This window comes from Rhodopseudomonas sp., assembly GCF_048594845.1.
In the GTDB taxonomy this organism is placed as follows: domain Bacteria; phylum Pseudomonadota; class Alphaproteobacteria; order Rhizobiales; family Xanthobacteraceae; genus Rhodopseudomonas.
Genome location: NZ_JBMDXE010000153.1, coordinates 1 through 19,645 on the forward strand (window position 1 = coordinate 1; position 19,645 = coordinate 19,645).

At 65.6% G+C, this 19,645-nt stretch carries 13 protein-coding genes and 1 pseudogene; 7 read left to right on the top strand and 7 right to left on the bottom strand.

The features are described 5' to 3' along the window. Positions 1–2,525, bottom strand: a 2,525-nt coding sequence (locus ACOJTD_RS09410) for a glycosyltransferase (RefSeq protein WP_420132658.1), incomplete at its 3' end; no start/stop codon positions are given. 188 nt (positions 2,526–2,713) lie between these two features. Beyond that, positions 2,714–3,334, bottom strand: a complete 621-nt coding sequence (locus ACOJTD_RS09415; RefSeq protein ID WP_420132659.1) for a beta-1-3, beta-1-6-glucan biosynthesis protein — start codon at positions 3,332–3,334, stop codon at positions 2,714–2,716. Between the two features lie 230 nt (positions 3,335–3,564). On the opposite strand from ACOJTD_RS09415, the gene ACOJTD_RS09420 reads away from it, so the two are divergent. After that, the gene (locus ACOJTD_RS09420) at positions 3,565–5,241 is read left to right on the top strand and encodes a beta-(1-6) glucans synthase (RefSeq protein ID WP_420132660.1); all 1,677 of its coding nucleotides are present in this window, start codon (positions 3,565–3,567) and stop codon (positions 5,239–5,241) included. On the opposite strand, the gene ACOJTD_RS09425 is transcribed toward ACOJTD_RS09420, so the two are convergent. Both ACOJTD_RS09425 and ACOJTD_RS09430 read right to left on the bottom strand, forming a co-directional pair. After that, a complete protein-coding gene (locus tag ACOJTD_RS09425) occupies positions 5,201–5,581 on the bottom strand; it encodes a hypothetical protein (protein WP_420132661.1) in 381 nt (126 codons plus the stop codon). The two genes, ACOJTD_RS09420 and ACOJTD_RS09425, sit on opposite strands and share 41 nt — an antisense overlap. Before the next feature lie 67 nt (positions 5,582–5,648). Then, positions 5,649–6,911 carry a hypothetical protein gene (locus ACOJTD_RS09430; RefSeq protein ID WP_420132662.1) on the bottom strand — a complete coding sequence of 421 codons (1,263 nt, stop codon included), beginning with the start codon at positions 6,909–6,911 and terminating at the stop codon, positions 5,649–5,651. Between the two features lie 164 nt (positions 6,912–7,075). On the opposite strand from ACOJTD_RS09430, the gene glmU reads away from it, so the two are divergent. The 3 genes from glmU (at position 7,076) to ACOJTD_RS09445 (ending at position 11,447) form a co-directional block, all read left to right on the top strand. Next, positions 7,076–8,434: a bifunctional UDP-N-acetylglucosamine diphosphorylase/glucosamine-1-phosphate N-acetyltransferase GlmU gene (glmU, locus tag ACOJTD_RS09435; protein ID WP_420132663.1), complete on the top strand. Its 1,359-nt coding sequence runs from the start codon at positions 7,076–7,078 to the stop codon at positions 8,432–8,434. A 152-nt stretch (positions 8,435–8,586) separates the two neighbouring features. Then, complete coding sequence (gene glmS, locus ACOJTD_RS09440) at positions 8,587–10,413, top strand: glutamine--fructose-6-phosphate transaminase (isomerizing) (RefSeq protein ID WP_420132664.1); 1,827 nt, start codon at positions 8,587–8,589, stop codon at positions 10,411–10,413. A 239-nt stretch (positions 10,414–10,652) separates the two neighbouring features. After that, the gene (locus tag ACOJTD_RS09445) at positions 10,653–11,447 is read left to right on the top strand and encodes a DUF502 domain-containing protein (protein WP_420132665.1); all 795 of its coding nucleotides are present in this window, start codon (positions 10,653–10,655) and stop codon (positions 11,445–11,447) included. A 38-nt stretch (positions 11,448–11,485) separates the two neighbouring features. Here the strand turns inward: ACOJTD_RS09445 and ACOJTD_RS09450 are convergent, their stop codons facing one another. Further along, positions 11,486–12,355 (bottom strand): LysR family transcriptional regulator, encoded by an 870-nt coding sequence (locus tag ACOJTD_RS09450; RefSeq protein ID WP_420132666.1) that lies wholly within the window; start codon positions 12,353–12,355, stop codon positions 11,486–11,488. Positions 12,356–12,474: 119 nt separating this feature from the next. On the opposite strand from ACOJTD_RS09450, the gene ACOJTD_RS09455 reads away from it, so the two are divergent. Next, entirely contained in the window at positions 12,475–12,996 is a 522-nt protein-coding gene (locus ACOJTD_RS09455) for a phenolic acid decarboxylase (protein ID WP_420132667.1), read from the top strand. A gap of 126 nt (positions 12,997–13,122) precedes the next feature. Here ACOJTD_RS09455 and recG read toward each other — a convergent pair whose 3' ends face one another. Beyond that, complete coding sequence (recG, locus tag ACOJTD_RS09460; protein WP_420132668.1) at positions 13,123–15,225, bottom strand: ATP-dependent DNA helicase RecG; 2,103 nt, start codon at positions 15,223–15,225, stop codon at positions 13,123–13,125. 155 nt (positions 15,226–15,380) lie between these two features. On the opposite strand from recG, the gene ACOJTD_RS09465 reads away from it, so the two are divergent. Further along, entirely contained in the window at positions 15,381–15,671 is a 291-nt protein-coding gene (locus tag ACOJTD_RS09465; protein ID WP_420132669.1) for a succinate dehydrogenase assembly factor 2, read from the top strand. Beyond that, positions 15,668–19,186 (top strand): transcription-repair coupling factor, encoded by a 3,519-nt coding sequence (gene mfd, locus ACOJTD_RS09470; RefSeq protein WP_420132670.1) that lies wholly within the window; start codon positions 15,668–15,670, stop codon positions 19,184–19,186. Before ACOJTD_RS09465 ends, mfd begins: the two co-directional genes overlap by 4 nt. Before the next feature lie 215 nt (positions 19,187–19,401). Here the strand turns inward: mfd and ACOJTD_RS09475 are convergent. Further along, a pseudogene (locus tag ACOJTD_RS09475) lies at positions 19,402–19,645 on the bottom strand (GGDEF domain-containing protein); the annotation flags it as partial.

Sequence of the window (19,645 nt, forward strand, 5' to 3'; positions counted from 1 at the left end):
ACCGCCGCCAGGAACGGCAGGCTCTGCAGCACCAAGACGCCGGCGAAAATGTAGATCTCGGTGATCTGGATGTTGCTGTTGGAGACCACCAGGATCGCGGCGCCGATCAACAGCAGCACGCCGATCACGGCTTCCCAGAACGCCTGAAAGTCGACCGACATCATCGTCAGGCCACCCTTCGAGGTGCGGTTGAAGGCGAGGTGCTCGGTGATCAGGCCCTGGGCGACGGCGCGGCACACCGTCCACTGCACCGACATCGCGGCGATCATCGCGCCCAGCATCTGCCAGACGTTGATCTTCACCCGCAATCTATAGAGCGTCAGGAAGTGCGCCAGCGTCACGATGAACGACGCGATGATCGGCAGCGTCAGGATCTTGTCCGGGATGGCGATGTCGGCGAAGGCGACAATCGGAACCCAGATCAGATTGAGGATGGCGACCACGACGCCGAGGCTTTCGGCGCCAAGCCAATTCAGCCAGCCGAGACCGAACTCGCGCTTCTGATCCTGCGACAGGCGGCTGTTACTCGGCAGGAAACGGCGCCAGTGCTTCTTGATGATCTGGAAGCCGCCATAGGCCCAGCGGTGTCGCTGCTTCTTGAACGCCTCGTAGGTGTCCGGCAGCAGGCCGTAGCCGTAGCGGGTGTTGGTGTAGTGGGTGAGCCAGCCGTGCTCCATGATCTCGAGGCCGAGATCGGAGTCTTCGCAGATCGTGTCGCTGGACCAGCCGCCGGCCATGTCCATCGCGGCGCGGCGGATCAGGCACATCGTGCCGTGCACGATGATGCCGTTGTATTCGTTGCGCTGGACCATGCCGATGTCGAAGAAGCCGGCATATTCGCCGTTCATGATGTAGTGCATCAGCGAGCGGTCGCCGTCGCGATGCTCCTGCGGCGCCTGCACCAGGCCGACCCGCGGGTCGTCGAACGCGGGAACGAGGTCCTTCAGCCAATCCGGCGTCACCACATAGTCGGCGTCGATGATGCCGATGATCTCGGCATCGACCGCGGTGCGCTCCATCGCGATGCGCAGCGCGCCGGCTTTGAAGCCCTGCACCTTCTCGGCGTTGATGAATTTGAAGCGCTCGCCGAGCTCGCGGCAGTGGTCCTGGATCGGCTGGGTGAACGCCGGGTCGGGCGTGTTGTTGATGATCACCACGCACTCGAAATTCGGATAGTCGAGACGCGCGACCGCATCCAGCGTCTGCTTCAGCATCTCCGGCGGCTCGAAATAGGCCGGGACGTGAATCGAGACCTTGGGGAAGTGAGCGACGTCGTCAGGACGTGGCGTAGCCTGCTGCGCGTCGGTCAGCGCACGGGTGATCAGCCGGCGCGGCTTGTGGCCGAAGGCGATGGCGGCGATTTCCTCGATCCGGGCCAACGCGATGATCACCAGCGGCGTCAGCAGGATCATGCCCAGCGTCAGTGCGAAGGCCGAGCCGAACACGAAGTAATGCCCGGTCCAATAGGCGAACACGGTTGCGGCCCAGGCGCCGACGCCGTGGGCGGCCGAAGACAGGACGGCGGTCTGCATCACCGTCGGTGCGGCGAGCTGCAGGATTGGCAAGGACAGCAGGATGCCGACCAGCAGCGCGATGCCGGCAAGCTTCCAATAGGCCGGATCGACCACCGGGCCGGTCCAAGAGAATTTCGGCTCGCGCGAAGCGTTGAGGATGCCCCAATACGGGCCGACGCCGCCCTCGAAGTATTTCCAGGGCTGATCGATCGCTTCGACGATGTTGTATTCCATCCCGATCGCTTCGGCGCGGCTGACGAAGTTGCGCAGCGTCACCGCCTGTTCGAACGGGCCGGGCACGGCGGCCTTGAGATTGTAGCCGGCACTTGGCCAGCCGAATTCGGCGATGACAATGCGCTTCCCGGGGAAGGCGTCGCGCAGCTTCTGATAGATGATCAGTGCCTGGTCGACGGCCTGTTTGTCGGAGAAGCCTTCCCAATAGGGCAGGATGTGCGCGGCGATGAAATCGACCGAGGAGGCGAGCTCGGGATGCTCGAGCCAGATGTTCCAGATCTCGCCGGTCGTCACAGGCACGCTGACCTGGCTCTTGACGCGCTGGATCAGCTTGATCAGGTCCTCGACCTTCTGGTCGGCGCGGTAGATGGTTTCGTTGCCGACGACGATGCCGTTGACGTTGCTGTTGTGCTTGGCGAGGTCGACCGCCGCCTGCATTTCGCGTTCGTTGCGGTCGGTGAATTTGTCGATCCAGGCGCCGACGGTGACCTTGAGGCCGACCTCGTTGGCGATCGGCGGTACCAGCTCGACGCCGCCGGTCGACGAATACAGACGAATGGCGCGCGTCATCGGCGCCAGCGTCTTCAGGTCGGAACGGATTCGTTCTGCGGTGGGAATGTTGTCGACGTCCGGATGCGCCGAGCCGTCGAACGGAGCGTAGGACACGCTCGGCAGGATGCCGGTGAAGTCGGGGGCTTTTTGTTTGTCTCGGAGGATGCCCCAGAGACCGGCATGGGCGGCAGTGACGAACAGTAGAACGGCGACGACGGCGCGCATCGCAACTAAACCATACGGGGCCCTGATGGCTGGTCAGCGGACCCGTCCCCGAGGTCCGACCAAGGCGGTAGCAATTTAAGCATCAAGCTCGGCCCCGTCAGCGATCAATTCATACGACGCCGTGGCGATTTGAGGGCGGTTTGCAATCCAACCGCGAAGATTTCCGGGTGTTCCTGAGGCGCGCCGGCTTATTTGGCCGGCGCAGGAGCGGGAGCAGCATTCGGCGCGGGCGCCGGCGTGGACGGAGCGGGAGCCGGGTTCGCGGACTGCGGCGCGGCGGCCGGCTTGCCGGACGGCGCTGCCGGCGTGGCGGTCGCGGCTGCGGGCTGCGGCTGGGCGCTCGGATTGATCCAGCACGCATGGACGCGGCCGCTGAGACCTTCCGGCACCTTCGGATCGATCGGGCCGGAGCGGACGAGGCAGCGGAAGGCCGCCTGGATGTGACCGGTCGGGCAGCCGAAGCGGTCGTACAGATCGAGATGGCGGAAGGCGGTGTCGAGATCGTCGCGCCACATCAGCACGACGACGCGGCGGCCGAGCCAGACGCATTCGGGATTTCCGGCCGGGCCGTTGATCGCCTGCGCGGCCTCGACGAATTCGTCGGTCTTGCGCTGACTGTCCTTGAGCGCGTCAGCCGGCGGCTGCTGCGCCGGCTGGTTGGCGTTCGCCGGAGGCTTGGGGGTCTGATCCTGAGCACGCAAATCGCCGCTCTGGGCAATCGCGCCGCCGATGCCGATCAGCAGGGCAAGTCCGGTCGCGCCCAGGCCACGCCACAGCGCGTTCTGGAACTCAAGGAATACTCGTCGCATAGCGTCCCCGATCTGGTTGGCCGGGCCACAGCGGCGTCGGTCCCCATGCGCCCGATGCCACCAGAATTCGTCGCCGATACGGCGTGACCCTGCACGATTCCCATGACGGACATTTCGGGATTTGTCCAGCAATGACAAATGAGCAGAGCCGACATGGCGACGAATTCATGTAGCTTAATGCTCGTTCATTCCGGAGCCGCGCGCGCTGGCATCCGATCGTGCGTCCTCTTATGGTCTTGGCAGAACGGCTGTTAGCGGGTAATCGACGGTCCTTCTGGAGGACGGAACCCATTTCTTTTCGCACGCCGCTGGCGCTTCTCCCGATATCTCTCGGCATCATCTTCGGCGTGTGGTGGTGGATCGCCACGCCGGTCTCGCTGTCGCGCGCACCGATCGATCCGAGCGCCAAGCTCGAATGCGTGTCCTACGCGCCGTTCCGCGGCGAGCAGACGCCGCTCGATCCGACGACGCGAATCCCCGCCGAGCAGATCGAGCAGGACATGGTCCAGCTCGCCAAGATTTCGAAATGCGTGCGCACGTACTCGATCGACAACGGCCTCGAACAACTGCCGCCGCTCGCGCGCAAGGTCGGCCTGAAAGTCATCCAGGGTATCTGGCTGGGCAACGACCGCGCCAAGAACCTGGCGCAGATCGCCGTCGCCGTCGGTCTTGCCAAGGACTATCCGGATGTGATCACCGGTCTGGTGGTCGGCAACGAAGTGCTGCTGCGCGGTGAAATGACCGTCGGCGACCTCGCCGCGACGATCCGTCTGGTAAAGTCGCAGGTCAAGACGCCGGTCACCTACGCGGACGTCTGGGAGTACTGGCTGCGCAATCGTGAGATCTACGACGCGGTCGACTTCGTCACGATTCACATCCTGCCGTATTGGGAGGACATCCCGATCCGCGCTCGCAACGCCGCGGCGCATGTCGATCAGATTCGCAAGCGCGTCGCCGTCGCGTTCCCGGCCAAGGAAATCCTGATCGGCGAAACCGGCTGGCCGAGCGCCGGGCGGATGCGCGAGGGTGCGCTGCCGTCGCGTGCCAATCAGGCGCGGGTGGTGTCGGAGATTCTGCAACTCGCCAAGATCGAGAACTTCCGGGTCAACCTGATCGAGGCCTACGATCAGCCGTGGAAGCGCGACCTCGAAGGCACCGTCGGCGGTTATTGGGGCCTGATCGATGCGGACAATCGCGCCCTGAAATATCCGGCCGGCGTGCCGATCAGCAATTTCCCGGAATGGAAGCTGTCGATGGCGGCCGGGATGGGGCTCAGCGTGCTGGTGTTCGCCACGGCGCTGCTGTCACTGCGCCGCAAGCCATGGGCGCCGCGGCTGGCGTCCTGGCTCGCGGTCGGCGCGACCGCCACCGCTGCAGGCACGCTGCTCGGCATCGCGGTCGACAAGATGTTGGTCGAAAGCTACGGCTGGGGTCGCTGGCTGCAATGGGGGCTGCTGCTGGCCAGCGGCGTGCTGACGCCGATCTTTGCGGCGCACGCGCTGATGTCGGGGCGGCCGCTGCCGACGTTCCTCGAACTGTTCGGCCCGCGCGAGATGCGTGACCGATCGTTTCTCACCTACGCGCTCGGCCTGTCGCTGGCAGTCACGGTGCTGATCGGCGCCCAGACCGCGCTCGGCTTCACCTTCGATCCGCGCTACCGTGACTTCCCGTTCGCGTCGCTGACGATGGCGGTGCTGCCGCTGTTTCTGCTGATGCTGCTGAACCGGCCGGCGCTGGGCGCGCGGCCGATTGCCGAGGCGGTGTTCGCCGGGGTGTTCGTGGTCTCGGCGATCTACACGGTGTTCAACGAAGGGCCCAAGAACTGGCAGTCGCTGTGGACCTGCGCGGTCTATGCGATGCTGGCGCTTACGCTGTGGCGGGCGCGGGCCGCGCAAAGCCCAAAATAAGCAGCCCAATCGCGATCCCCGACAGGCCGATATTGTAGAGCACGATGCCGAAGCCGGCCGCCACCAGACCGGCGGTCAAGAGCACGATCGATGGCCGGATGAAGTGCAGCACGGCGATCACCAGGGCCGCGATTCCGAACACGGAATTGCGGAACAGGTAGGTCATCAGCAGCCGGGTCTTGCACAGCATCGACTGCAGGCCGGCGTCGCAGGCGAGCGCCACCGTCGACATTTCGATGGCGAGATAGCGCAGATACAGCGCGTAGCCGACGGTCACGAAACCGACGACCAGCAGCCATTGCACCTGATACGGGGAGAGACGGAACGGTTCTTTCTTCATGGCGCGATTATGCTGCGGTTTGCAGCCGCGAACAACCCGTCCGGACGGCTGAGCCTGACAGATGCGGTCAGTGTATGCCGAGAATCGACGACAGCGGGCCCGGCTTTGGTTGTGGCGGCGGGGGTGGCGGTTCGGGTGCAGGCGGCGGCTCCGGCGCGACGGCCGTGACTTTCGGCGGGCGCTTGCGCGGCTGACGCGGCGGCGGTGCGGTCGAAGCCAGCGGCAGCCGCTGGCCGTCGAACACGGTGGTCTCGCACGTGCGGTCGGCAGCACCGAGTGCGGCACAGAGTTTCGCGGCGGCGGCCGCGTCATCAAGGGGCCCCGCCACCAGCCGAAGCTGACCGCCGCTGGCGTTCTCCTTGATCATGATGATGGGCCGCATGTCCTTCAGCTCCTTATGAGCCTTGGCCATGCGCCGCCACAGATTGCGTAGTCCGTCGACGCTGTTGGCGCCGCCGAGTTCGATTCCGAAAGCGGTGCGCGGCACGGCGACCGGCGTTCCGTCCGGTGTCTCGGGCTCGGCCTCCGGCCCGGCGGGCGCTGCTACCGGTCGCGGCACGTTCAGCGTGGTGGCCGCCACATCCGGGGGAGCCAGCATCGAGCGCGCCGACATCAGCGGTGCCGGCGGCGTCAGAGCCGCAAGGGCGGTTTTCTCTGCATGTTTGGATTCGGATTCTTGGGAGGGCGCTGCGGCGGCGTGCGGCGCTGCAGGCGCGGCGACGCTCGATATCGGCTGCTCGGCCTCGGCGGGACGTTTGGAAGGCAGCGCAGCCTGGGATGGAGGCGCGGGGGCGGCGGCGACGAGTTCAGGAGCGCTGGCCCCCTGCGGTACGCTTGCTTTGGAGTCGACCGAGGCCACCGGCGGCGCCGCTTGCTTGACCGGGATTTCCGGCAGGGAGGCCGCAAGCGCCTTATCGCCGGCTCCTGATCGGGACGAGGCCTGCACCCGTGCGATCGACCCGGTCACCGAGTCCAGCCCCTGTTCGAGCGAGCCGAGACGGGCGTAGAGGCGGTCGCGGTCGGCATTGAGGGTATCGATTGCCGAGGCGAGGCGGGTGGCTTCGCTCTGGCTCTCTTTGGTCAGGCGTTGGATCTGTTGCGACTGCCGCGCCAGATCGGCGGCGGCGACCTGATCGCGGCGGCGGTCGATCGACGTCTGGGTGGCGAGGATGGCGATCACCAGCGCGCCCAGCGATCCGGCCGCCCACGTCGCCAGCCGCCACTTGCCGCGGGCGTCGAGGTCGTCCTCGTCAGCCAGAAAACGCGCCAGCCAGCCACCGGGCTCGTCTGTGGCGAAGCTGTCCGCGAGATCGTCCCTGTTCCGCGCCATCCGAAAGCCTGAAAGCCCCTGTCGCCCAATCGAATCAGAGCATCAACATTAACAGGGAAATGGCTTGCCGCTGTCGCCGAGGAGTCACTTTCGAGCTGCGAAAGCCGTTTCCCCTCCGGCCTAAAGGCTCTATGAGGGCTGCGTATCGACTGACGGGAATTGAGATGACGACGAGATCCAGCCTGACGATCGTGCTTGCGGCCGGCGAGGGGACGCGGATGCGATCGTCGCTACCGAAGGTGCTGCACCCGGTCGCGGGCCGTCCGCTCCTGTCGCATGTGCTGGCGGCGGCGCCGCAGGGAGAGGGCAACCGGATCGCCGTGGTGATCGGTCCGGATCATCAGGCCGTCGCCGACGAGGTCACGCGCGTCCGCCCGGACGCCGAAATTTACGTGCAGCGCGAACGGCTCGGCACGGCTCATGCCGTGCTCGCCGCCAAAGAGGCGATCGCCAAGGGCGCCGACGATCTGCTCATCGCATTCGGCGATACGCCGCTGATTTCCGCCGAGACCTTCGCGCGGCTGCGCGTGCCTTTGGCCAACGGCGCGTCCCTGGTGGCGCTGGGGTTCCGCGCTGCTGATCCCACCGGTTACGGCCGGCTGGTGGTCGAGGGCGATCAACTGGCCGCGATCCGCGAACAGGCCGATGCGACTGCCGAAGAGCTGAAGATCACGCTCTGCAACGCCGGCGTGATGGCGATCGACGGCAAGGTCGCGCTCGATGTGCTCGGCCAGATCGGCAACGCCAACAAGAAGGGCGAGTACTACCTGACCGACGCGGTCGGCCTGATCCGGGCGCGCGGCCTCACCGCGCGCGTGATCGAGACGGATGAAGACGAAGTCCGCGGCATCAACACCAAGGCGCAGCTCGCCGAAGCCGAAGCGGTCATGCAGAACCGGCTACGGATGGCCGCGATGACCGCCGGTGTGACGCTGATCTCTCCAGAGACGATCCATCTCGCCGCCGACACGACGTTCGGCAAGGATGTGACGATCGAGCCGTTCGTGGTGATCGGTCCCGGCGTCAGCATTGCCGACGGCGCCGTGATCCATTCGTTCTCGCACATCGTCGACGCCAAGATCGGTGCCAGAACGTCGGTCGGTCCGTATGCGCGGCTGCGACCGGGCACGTCGCTCGGCGATGGTGCGCGGATCGGCAATTTCGTCGAAACCAAAGCGGCCCAGATCGACGCCGGCGCCAAAGTCAATCACCTTACCTACATCGGCGACGCCCATGTCGGTGCCAACGCCAACATCGGCGCCGGCACCATCACCTGCAACTACGACGGCTTCAACAAGCACAAGACCGAGATCGGCGCGGGCGCGTTCGTCGGCTCGAATTCGTCGCTGGTGGCGCCTGTGAAAATCGGTGCGGGCGCTTATATCGGCTCGGGATCGGTGATCACCAAGCCGGTGCCGGACGATGCACTCGCCGTCGAGCGCAACGAGCAGACGCTGCGCGAGGGCTGGGCCAAGCGCTTCCGTGAGGCGAAAGCGCGCACCAAAAAGCCCGGCGGACACTAAGGGCGATCATCGCGCGGACCCGGAGATTGGTTAACGCATCGCCGCTAACCCTGTCGCAATCCGCAATAATTATTGACTACCTCCACTTTCGACGGACTCGCTACATAGCAACAGGGCCGGGCGTTACCGGTCGTCGGGGGAACTTCAACCGCATGTGCGGCATCATCGGCATTCTCGGACGCGGACCGGTTGCGGGGCAATTGGTCGATTCACTCAAGCGGCTGGAGTATCGCGGCTACGATTCCGCAGGCGTCGCGACGCTGGAAGGCGAGCACCTCGCGCGCCGCCGTGCCGAGGGCAAGCTGAAGAATCTCGAAGCGCGGCTTTCACGTGAACCGTTGTCGGGACATTCCGGCATCGGCCACACGCGCTGGGCAACCCACGGCAAACCGACCGAAGCCAACGCGCATCCGCACGCCGCCGACGGCGTCGCCGTCGTGCATAACGGCATCATCGAGAACTTCCGCGAATTGCGCAACGAACTGCAGGCCGAAGGCGCCAAGTTCGCCAGCGAGACCGACACCGAAGTGGTCGCGCATCTGGTCAACAGCTACATCCGCAAGGGCGCGTCGCCGGTCGACGCGGTGAAGGCCGCGCTGCCGCGGCTGCGTGGCGCGTTCGCGCTGGCTTTCCTGTTCGAAGGTCAGGACGACCTGATGATCGGCGCCCGCAAGGGGTCGCCGCTGGCAATCGGCTATGGCGAAGGCGAGATGTATCTCGGCTCCGACGCGATCGCGCTGGCGCCGCTCACCGACGATATCAGCTATCTCGACGACGACGACTGGGTGGTAATGACGCGCAACGGCGCCGAGGTCCGCGACGCCAAGGGTGACGTGGTCCAGCGCGGCGTAATCAAGTCCGGCGCGTCGTCTTTCGTGGTCGACAAGGCGAACTATCGCCACTTCATGGCGAAGGAAATCCACGAGCAGCCCGAGGTCGTGGGCCACACGTTGGCGCGCTATCTCGACATGGGCACCGAACGCGTGGCGCTGCCGGCCAGGCTGCCGTTCGACTTCAAGGACATCCAGCGCGTTTCGATCACGGCCTGCGGCACCGCGAACTACGCCGGTTACATCGGCAAGTATTGGTTCGAGCGCTTCGCCCGGTTGCCGGTCGAGATCGATATCGCGTCTGAATTCCGCTATCGCGAAGCACCGCTGCGCAAGGGCGACTTGGCGATCTTCATTTCGCAGTCCGGCGAGACCGCCGACACGCTGGCGGCGCTGCGCTACGCCAAGGAGCAGGGGCTGCACACGCTGTCGGTTGTCAATGTGCCGACCTCGACGATCGCACGCGAGAGCGAGACCGTGATGCCGACGCTGGCGGGGCCGGAGATCGGCGTTGCCTCGACCAAGGCGTTCACCTGCCAACTCACCGTGCTTGCCGCACTGGCTGTGGCCGCCGGGCGGGCGCGGGGCGAATTGTCGGAGCAGGACGAGACCAAGCTGGTGCACGGCCTGATCGAACTGCCGCGGCTGATGGCCGCGGCGTTGGCGACCGAGCATCAGGTCGAGCGGCTGGCCCGCGATATCGCCAAATCGCAGGACGTCCTCTATCTCGGCCGTGGCACGTCCTATCCGCTGGCGCTGGAAGGCGCGCTGAAGCTTAAGGAAATCTCCTATATCCACGCCGAAGGCTATGCCGCCGGCGAATTGAAGCATGGCCCGATCGCGTTGATCGACGAGAAGATGCCGGTCGTGGTGATCGCGCCATACGATCGTGTGTTCGAGAAGACAGTGTCCAACATGCAGGAAGTCGCCGCCCGCGGCGGCCGCATCATCCTGATCACCGACGCCAAGGGCGCCGAGGAGGCGACTGTGGAGTCGCTGGTGACCATTGTGATGCCCGACCTGGCCGCGGCGGTCACGCCGCGGGTGTATGCGATCCCGGCACAACTGCTCGCGTACCATACGGCCGTCGTGATGGGCACCGACGTTGACCAGCCGCGCAACCTCGCGAAATCTGTGACTGTCGAATAGGCAGCGCCGCAACTCTATCCACATCCGCCAGTTGTTGCGGCGGCCCGAACCGCCTATATCTCGCCGCGAGCGGGCAAGACCCTTGCGGTCGGCCCGGTGGCGCAGCGGTTCGCGTGGAAAAGGCGTCGAAACACCATGATGGTGGAGCGGTTCCGATGCCAACGGAACCCAAACTGCACTAGACTGGACGCACGCCGTCAATTCGCGGCGCATTGCAATGTTGTCGACCTGGACGCCGCATGAACGATACGCCCAATCCGCCTCTCGGTGAGACCGTCCAGGATCCGCCGCGCGGATTCATGGGACGGATTCGGAATTACTTTCTGACTGGCCTGATCGTCGCTGGTCCGGTCGCGATCACGTTCTATCTGACCTGGTGGTTCGTGAATTGGGTGGACGGTTTCGTCCGCCCATTCGTGCCGCTGGACTATCGCCCCGAAACCTATCTGCCGTTCGCCGTGCCGGGTTCGGGACTGGTCGTCGCCTTCCTCGCGTTGACCCTGCTTGGCTTCCTCACGGCCAACCTGATCGGCCGGTCGCTGGTCGATCTCGGCGAGCGGCTGCTCGGCCGGATGCCGGTGGTGCGGGCGATCTATCGCGGCCTCAAGCAGGTGTTCGAGACGCTGTTCTCGGGCAACGGCAACAGCCTGCGCAAGGTCGGCTTGGTCGAGTTTCCGTCGCCGGGGATGTGGTCGATCGTGCTGATTTCGCTGCCGCCGAACGAGGAGATCGCCACCAAGATCCCGAGTCAGGACGAGCATATCTCGGTATTTCTGCCGTGCGCGCCGAACCCGACCACCGGCTTCTTCTTCTACGTGCCGCGCAGTAAGGTGATTCCGATCGACCTCAACGCCGAGGAGGCCGCGACGCTGATCATGTCGGCCGGGGTGGTGCAGCCGGGCTCCGATCCGCAGAAGAAGATCGCTGCGCTGGCTGCGACCGCTCTGGCGGCGAAGAAGGCCCGCGACCCGAACGAACCGGAATCCGCGTTCTCGCGCCGCCGGCTCACCAAGGCGCCCGACAAGGTGGATTGATGGTCGCGCCCGCGACGAGCGGACCGATCGGGATCGACTTACGTCGTCAGCGCCTCGGCAAGAAGCAGCACCGCGCCTTCGGCGGGCTGTTGATCGGACAGGCAGAGATCGAGCGCGATGCGTCGTTCGCCCCCTTCGCTCAAGCGGAGTTGGACGAGGTCGCCGCGTGACAGGTCGCCTTCGATCATGTGGCGTGGCAGCCAGCTGAAGCCGAGCCCCTCGCGAACCACACCGAGCACCGATTCGATCGTGCTCACGTGCCATGTCTTGCCGCCGGTCGGCGCCTTCGGGAAGGCCGGCCATTCGAGATCCCGGATCTCGATCCGCAAGTGCCTGGCCAAAGTCGCCCTGCTGATCGGACGATTGCGGTGGGCGAGAGGATGGCCCCTGGCGGCGACGGCGAGAAGGTCGATGTCCGCCACTCGCTTTCCATAGCGCTCGCCGACGACCGGCTGCGCGATCGCGATATCGTAGGATCTGTCATTCGGCTCCGGCATCGGCAGCCGGACCATTTCGCGCAGATGAACGTCGATGTGCGGATGGGCGCGCGATAGGCTGTGGAGCGCATTGAACAGCTTCGGCTTGGGAAACACGCTGTCGACCAGCAGTCGAAGCGCTACGCGCTCGCCATGTCCGACCGCGCTCGCCCTTTGCTCGATGCGCAGGAAGTCATCGATCAGAGGCTCCACTTCGGCCAGCAGCGCTCTCCCGACCTCCGTCAGGACGGCGCGGCGTCCTTCGATCTGGAGAAGCTGAACGCCCGCCGCGTGCTGGAGGTTGGCGATCGCGTAGCTGATCGACGACTGGCTGCGATGCAGCGTTTCCGCGGCTTCAGCGTAGCTCCCGCGCTCGACGATGGCTCTCAGGACGCTCCATTGTTCGACCGTCGTTTTCGGGACCTGGGTCATCGCCGGCGTCTCCCGGCTCCAATCGTTCTAATTTCTAGATCATATCAGGTGGAAATGAGGATTTTTAGTTCTATTTTTCCCATGCGAACGTCCGGGGCATCTCATCAAGGAGCCCGGAAATGTCCCAGGTCAGTGAATCGTTCAACCCCGCCGAACTCGTCGATTTTGTCGGCTGCCACTTGATCTACACCTACGACAACGGCTGGCAGTACGAGTTCTACGTGAAGAACGAGAGCACCGTCGACTACCGCATTCATAGCGGCATGGTCGGGGGGCGATGGGTGCGCGACCAGTTCGTCCACATCGTTCGATTGGGCGAGGGGATCTACAAGATTTCCTGGGACGAGCCGACCGGAACGTGCGTCAGCGTAGCGGTCAACCTGGTCGAGCGCAGACTGCACGGCGTGATCTTCTTCCCGCAATGGATCGCTCAGGATACGTCCAAAAAGACGGTCTGTTTCCAGAACGATCATCTCGATGAGATGCGTGCCTATCGGGATGCCGGTCCGACCTATCCCAAGCTAGTGATCGACGAATTCGCCACGATCACCTTTATGGAGCGGCTCGGCCGCGACGATCAGACCGTGATCGCTTGCCCGCCGTCGGAATTGCCGGCCGGCTACGCCGACCGTCGCAATTGAGCCCAGGACAATAACGCTCGATTCCTCCGGCATGATCGAGCGTCGACGGCACAAGGATGTTCACGCCCTTGTGCCGCAAGGCCAACTAGGCGATGCCCTCGCTACGCGCCTTTGCCAGCCTTCGATTCAACCCGCGCCGAGCAGCGGGATGGCTTCGTCGCGCTCGTACAGATACAGCAGGCAGCGCAGCGCGTCGCCTTGCGGGCCTTTCAGTTTCGGATTGTCTTTGAGGATGCGCAGCGCTTCGTCCCGCGCCTGCGTGATCAGTTGGGCATGAACTTCGGAGCGCGCGATGCGATAGCCGGGCAGACCGCTCTGCGTTGTGCCGAGCACATCGCCTTCGCCGCGCAGCTTGAGGTCTTCCTCGGCAATCCGGAAGCCGTCGGTGGTCTCGCGGATCACCCGCAGCCGCGCCGCCGACATCTCGCCCAACGGCTCCTTGTACAGCAGCAGACAGGTGGAGGCCTCGCTGCCGCGGCCGATGCGGCCGCGCAGCTGGTGCAGTTGCGCGAGACCGAAGCGCTCGGCGTTCTCGATCACCATGATGCTGGCTTCGGGCACGTCGACGCCGACTTCGACGACCGTCGTCGCCACCAGCACGCTGATTTCGCCGCTGGCGAACTGCGCCATCACGCGGTCTTTCTCGGCGCCTTTCATCCGGCCGTGGACCAGGCCGACATGCTCGTCACCAAAGCGCTGCCGCAGCGACTCGTAGCGCTGCTCGGCGTCGGTGAGTTTGACGTTCTCGGATTCCTCGACCAGCGGGCAGATCCAGTACACGCGCTTGCCGGCGCTGATGGCGCGGCCGATGCCGTCGATCACTTCGGGCAGGCGCTGCTCGGACAGCGCGCGAGTGTCGATCGGCTGCCGTCCGGCCGGCTTTTCGCGCAGCTCCGAGACGTCCATGTCGCCGAAATAAGTCAGTACCAGCGTGCGCGGGATCGGCGTCGCCGACAGCACCAGCACGTCGACATCGGCGCCCTTGCTGGTCAGCGTCAGCCGCTCGCGGACGCCGAAGCGGTGCTGCTCGTCGACCACGGCGAGCGCCAGCGATTTGTAGATCACGTCGTCCTGGATCAGCGCGTGGGTCCCGACCAGGAAGTCGATCTCGCCGCTTTCCAGCCGCGCCAGAATCTCGCGGCGCTCCTTGCCTTTCTCGCGGCCGGTGAGGATCGCGACCTGCATGCCGGCGCGCTCGGCGAGCGGCGCGATGGTCGTGATGTGCTGGCGCGCCAGGATCTCGGTCGGCGCCATCAGCGCCGTCTGCTTGCCGGCCTCGGCGACGGCCGCCGCGGCGAGCAGCGCCACCACTGTCTTGCCACTGCCGACGTCGCCCTGCAGCAGCCTCAGCATCCGCACGGGTTGCTGCAGATCCTCGGCGATCGCCGCCGCAGCGTCGCGCTGCGAGTTGGTCAGCGCGTAAGGCAGCGCGTCAATGATCTTGTGGCGCAGCCGTCCGTCGCCGGCATTGCGCGCGCCCGCGGGGCGGCGGAGCTGGGCGCGGACCAACGCGAGCGCGAGCTGGCCGGCGAGCAGTTCGTCATAGGCGAGGCGGGACCAGTAGGGGCCCGCCGGGAAAATGTCGGTTGGCTCGACCGGGATGTGGACGCGTTGCAGCGCCTCGGCGAACGGCGGGAAGCTGCAGCGGCGCAGCACGTCGGGGCTGATCCATTCGGGCAGCGCCGGCAGCTTGGTCAGCGCCTGAGCAACCGCGCGGCGCATCGCGCCGATCGCCAGACCCTGGGTGAGCGGATAGACCGGGTCGATCTGCGGCAGCTTGGCGAAGCCGTCCTCGTCGACGACGCGGTCCGGATGCACGATCTGCAGCGTGCCGTCGTAGAGCTGGCCGGTGCCGGAGACGTAGCGTTTCTCGCCGACCGGCAGCAGTTTTTCGATGTACTCGGCCTTGGCGCGGAAGAACGCCAGGATGACGTCGCCGGTCTCGTCGCTGGCATAGACCAGGTACGGCGCCCGCGAGCGGCCCGGCGGTGGCGGGCGATGCCGGTCGACCGTGACCTCCAGCGTCACCACGGTGCCGGGCTGAGCGTCGCGAATGGTCGGCCGGGAGCGGCGGTCGATCACGCTGACCGGCAGATGCAGCAGCAGGTCGGCCAGCCGCGGGGTGTCGTCCCGGTCCAGCAGATAGCGGAACAGCTTGTCCTGCTTCGGACCGACCCCGGTCAGGCTGGTGACCGGCGCGAACAAAGGATTGAGCAGATCGGGGCGCATCGAACCGGTTCGGGTGAACGACGTTTGCTGCAGGCTTGAATGCATTTTGCGCGGATTGCAATGCGCCGGGGCGGGCTGACAGCCGCTGTCGCGGCGGCTATATCACCTCCGCCCGGCACGTCCGGGCTTTCGTCGTTGACCGAAGGTTTCACCCGATGACTGGCACCACCCGATCGAGCGGCGGGCTCGATGAGCGTCGCAAGCGCCTGCTGTTCCGCTGCTGGCACCGCGGCACCCGCGAGATGGACCTGATCCTCGGCCAGTTCGCCGATGCCGAAATCGGGACCCTGACCGACGCCGAATTGGACGAACTCGAAGGGCTGATCGAGCTGAACGATCACGACCTCTACGCCGCCGTCTCCGGCGGTGACACGCTGCCGCCGGAGTTCAAGGGCGGGCTGTTCGAGCGGATCAAGACCTACGGCCACCAGGGCGGCGCGGCATGAAGAGCCCGGCGAAGTCACCGGCGGAATTGCTCGCACCCGGCAAGGCGCTGACTTTTGCCAATGTCGCCGAGGGTGCCGAGGGGCTGATCGTCTCGGATCTCGCACGCGCCATCGCGGCGCGGCCGAAGCCGCCGGCGGTGAGCCTCGCCGTAATCTGCCGCGACGGCCCGCGGATGCAGCAGCTCGCGCGCAGCCTGGAGTTCTTCGCGCCGGACGTCGGCGTGATGCAGTTTCCGGCTTGGGACTGCCAGCCTTACGACCGCGTCTCGCCACACGCCGGCATTCTGGCGCAGCGCGTCACCACGCTGGCGAAGCTGTCGCGCCTGACCGGCAGCGATAAGCCGCTGATCGTGCTGACCACCGTCAACGCGGCCGTGCAGCGCGTGCCGGTGCGCGAGATCATCGCCGCACAGGCGCTGTCGGTTGCGCCCGGCAACATCGTGCCGATGGATTCGGTCGTCGCCTGGCTCGAGCACAACGGCTACAGCCGCGCCTCGACGGTGCGCGAGGCCGGCGAATACGCCGTGCGCGGCGGCATCCTCGATCTGTTTCCGGCCGGGCTCGACCAGCCGGTGCGGTTCGACTTCTTCGGCGATCAGCTCGAATCGATCCGCACCTTCGACGCCGAGACCCAGCGCACGCTGCACACCATGCGCGGCCTCGATCTTGTGCCGGTGTCGGAATTCCAGCTCGTCACCGAAACCATCCGCCGCTTCCGCATGGGCTACGTCGCCGCCTTCGGCGCGCCGAACCCGGCCGATCAGCTCTACACGGCCGTCAGCGAAGGCCGCCGCCATCCCGGCATGGAGCACTGGCTGCCGCTGTTTCAGGAGCGGATGGACACGCTGTTCGACTATCTCACCGGCACACCGGTGGCGATCGAGCCGCAGGGTGAGGACGCGGCGCGCGAACGCTTCAAGCAGATCGCCGATTACTACGAGGCGCGGCGCGAGGCGATGGATCAGCCCGGCTCGGGCGCGATCTACAAGCCGCTGCCGCCGGATCAACTCTATCTCACCGAAAAGGAATGGGGCGAGCGGCTCGAAGGCCGGCCGCTGGCGCGGCTGACGCCGTTCGATGTGCCGACCGAAGGCGGCGCGGTGATCGACGCCGGAGCGCGAGCCGGGCGCAATTTCGCGCCGGAGCGCGCCGATGCCAACGTCAACGTGTTCGAGAAACTGGTCGCGCATGTGCAGTCGCTGCAGGCCGTGCGCAAGAAGGTGGTGATCGCGCTATGGAGCGAAGGCTCGCGCGACCGCATGGCCAGCATGTTGAAGGACCACAAGCTGGTCAACCTGACGAGCGTCAATTCGTGGCGCACTGTGCAGGCGACGCCGCGCAATGAGACGACACTCGCGGTCGTGGGCCTCGAGTCCGGCTTCGAGACCAACGCCTTCGCAGTGATCACCGAGCAGGATGTGCTCGGCGATCGTCTGGTTCGACAGCGCAAGGCCAGCAAGAAGCTCGACAACTTCATCTCGGAAGTGACCAGCCTGTCGGCCGGCGACATCGTCGTGCATGTCGAGCACGGCATCGGCCGCTTCATCGGGCTGCAAACACTGGAAGTAGGCGGCGCGCCGCATGACTGCGTCGAGCTGCACTACGCCAACGACACCAAGCTGTTCCTGCCGGTCGAGAACATCGAGCTGCTGTCGCGCTATGGCTCGGACGGCACGACGGTCGAGCTCGACAAGCTGGGCGGCTCGGGCTGGCAGGCGCGCAAGGCGAAGCTGAAGAACCGGATCCGCGAGATCGCCGGCGAGCTGATCAAGATCGCGGCCGAACGGCATCTGCGCCAGGCGCCGAAGCTCGCGGTCACGCCGCATCTCTACGACGAATTCTGCGCACGCTTTCCCTACGACGAAACCGAGGATCAGCTCGCGGCGATCAATGCAGCGCTCGGCGATCTGGAGAAGGGCACGCCGATGGACCGCCTGGTGTGCGGCGACGTCGGTTTCGGCAAGACCGAGGTGGCGCTGCGCGCTGCGTTCGCGGTGGCGCTCGACGGCAAGCAGGTCGCGGTCGTGGTGCCGACGACGCTGCTGGCGCGGCAGCACGCCAAGACCTTCACGGAGCGCTTCCGCGGCTTCCCGGTGCATGTCGGCCAGGCATCGCGACTGGTCAGCCCCAAGGAGCTGACGGGCGTCAAGAAGGGCCTTGCAGACGGCACGCTCGATATCGTGGTGGGCACCCACGCGTTGCTCGGCAAGTCGATCAAGTTCAAGGATCTCGGCCTCGTCATCGTCGACGAGGAGCAGCATTTCGGCGTCACCCACAAGGAGAAGCTGAAGCAGCTGCGCGCCGAGGTGCATGTTCTGACGCTGAGCGCGACGCCGATCCCGCGCACGCTGCAACTCGCCATGACCGGCGTGCGCGATTTGTCGATCATCGCGTCGCCGCCGGTCGATCGGCTCGCCGTGCGCACCTTCGTGGCGCCGCACGATCCGTTGATGATCCGCGAGGCGCTGCTACGCGAGCGCTATCGCGGCGGCCAGGCGTTCTACGTCGTGCCGCGGATCGACGACCTCGCCGAGGTCAAGGATTTCCTGGACAAGCACGTGCCGGAGATGAAGGTCGCGGTGGCGCACGGCCAGATGCCGCCGACGGTGATCGAGGACATCATGTCGGCGTTCTACGAGGGGAAATTCGATATCCTGCTGTCGACCACCATCGTCGAATCCGGCCTCGATATTCCCAATGCCAACACCCTGATCGTGCACCGTGCCGACATGTTCGGTCTGGCCCAGCTGTACCAATTGCGCGGCCGCGTCGGCCGTTCGAAGCTGCGCGCCTACGCGCTGTTCACGCTGCCGCAACACGGCATCACCGCGCAGGCGGAGCGGCGGCTCAAGGTGCTGCAATCGCTGGAGACGCTCGGCGCCGGCTTCCAGCTCGCGTCGCACGATCTCGACATCCGCGGCGCCGGCAACCTGCTCGGCGAAGAGCAGTCGGGTCACATCAAGGAAGTCGGATTCGAGCTGTATCAGCAGATGCTCGAGGAGGCGATCACCAACCTCAAGGCCGGCATCGTCGACGAGCCGGTCGCCGATCGCTGGTCGCCGCAGATCACCATCGGCATGCCGGTGCTGATCCCCGAGGAGTTCGTGCCCGATCTCGCGGTGCGGCTGTCGCTGTATCGCCGGCTGGCCGATCTCGACAGCAACGAAGAGATCGAAAATTTCGGCGCCGAGCTGCGCGACCGCTTCGGTCCGCCGCCGGACGAGGTCCGCTATCTGTTCCAGGTCGCGGCCATCAAGGCGTATTGCCGCCACGCCAATGTCGAGAAGGTCGACGCCGGTCCGAAGGGCGTGGTGATCAGCTTCCGCGACAACGCCTTCGCACAGCCGGACAAGCTGGTGTTCTTCATCAAACGCCACGGCGAGGCCGCCAAGGTGCGGCCCGACATGAAGGTGGTGTTCTTCCAGGTCTGGAAGACGCCGGAGGAACGCCTCGCCGGGACGACGGATATCCTGAAGCAACTCGCGGAGCTGGCCGGGACGAAGAAGGCGGCGTGAGGACGTAGTTGGCTCTCCGATACGCCGAGCCGCGCCCCGTTATTGCGAGGAGCACCCGGATCGGCGCTTCGCGCCGTCCAAGCGCAGGCTCCGCGACGAAGCAATTCAGAGGCCCCGTGCACGGCGCTGCTGGATTGTTTCGCTACGCTCGCAATGACTGGGAAAGACCGCGCTCAAGTCGCAAATCGTCACCGCTGCTGGTGATCATGCCGCGCCTACGACGCCACGCGGCGGGTGTCGAGTTTGGCGAGGCGTGACAGGATAGACTTGGCGGAGTCACCGGACGTCATCGTCGCCAGCGAGACGTCCGGATCGATCCGGCTATCGCGGCGGGCGGAGTAAGACGTCTGCCGGATCACAGCCATCAGACGCCGTGCGATCGTTTGGGCACCGCGCAGGTCCGCTTCGGCGAAGACCACGAGGATGCTGCCGTCGGCCTGTAGCGTGCCGAAATCCATC

Excerpts from the sequence above, each read along its gene's own strand:
- ACOJTD_RS09450 (WP_420132666.1), bottom strand. The coding sequence starts at position 12,355 with ATGACCCAGGTCCCGAAAACGACGGTCGAACAATGGAGCGTCCTGAGA.
- ACOJTD_RS09465 (WP_420132669.1), top strand. The coding sequence starts at position 15,381 with ATGACTGGCACCACCCGATCGAGCGGCGGGCTCGATGAGCGTCGCAAG.
- ACOJTD_RS09445 (WP_420132665.1), top strand. The coding sequence starts at position 10,653 with ATGAACGATACGCCCAATCCGCCTCTCGGTGAGACCGTCCAGGATCCG.
- ACOJTD_RS09415 (WP_420132659.1), bottom strand. The coding sequence starts at position 3,334 with ATGCGACGAGTATTCCTTGAGTTCCAGAACGCGCTGTGGCGTGGCCTG.
- ACOJTD_RS09425 (WP_420132661.1), bottom strand. The coding sequence starts at position 5,581 with ATGAAGAAAGAACCGTTCCGTCTCTCCCCGTATCAGGTGCAATGGCTG.
- glmS (WP_420132664.1), top strand. The coding sequence starts at position 8,587 with ATGTGCGGCATCATCGGCATTCTCGGACGCGGACCGGTTGCGGGGCAA.
- mfd (WP_420132670.1), top strand. The coding sequence starts at position 15,668 with ATGAAGAGCCCGGCGAAGTCACCGGCGGAATTGCTCGCACCCGGCAAG.
- ACOJTD_RS09420 (WP_420132660.1), top strand. The coding sequence starts at position 3,565 with ATGGTCTTGGCAGAACGGCTGTTAGCGGGTAATCGACGGTCCTTCTGG.
- recG (WP_420132668.1), bottom strand. The coding sequence starts at position 15,225 with ATGCGCCCCGATCTGCTCAATCCTTTGTTCGCGCCGGTCACCAGCCTG.
- ACOJTD_RS09455 (WP_420132667.1), top strand. The coding sequence starts at position 12,475 with ATGTCCCAGGTCAGTGAATCGTTCAACCCCGCCGAACTCGTCGATTTT.
- ACOJTD_RS09430 (WP_420132662.1), bottom strand. The coding sequence starts at position 6,911 with ATGGCGCGGAACAGGGACGATCTCGCGGACAGCTTCGCCACAGACGAG.
- glmU (WP_420132663.1), top strand. The coding sequence starts at position 7,076 with ATGACGACGAGATCCAGCCTGACGATCGTGCTTGCGGCCGGCGAGGGG.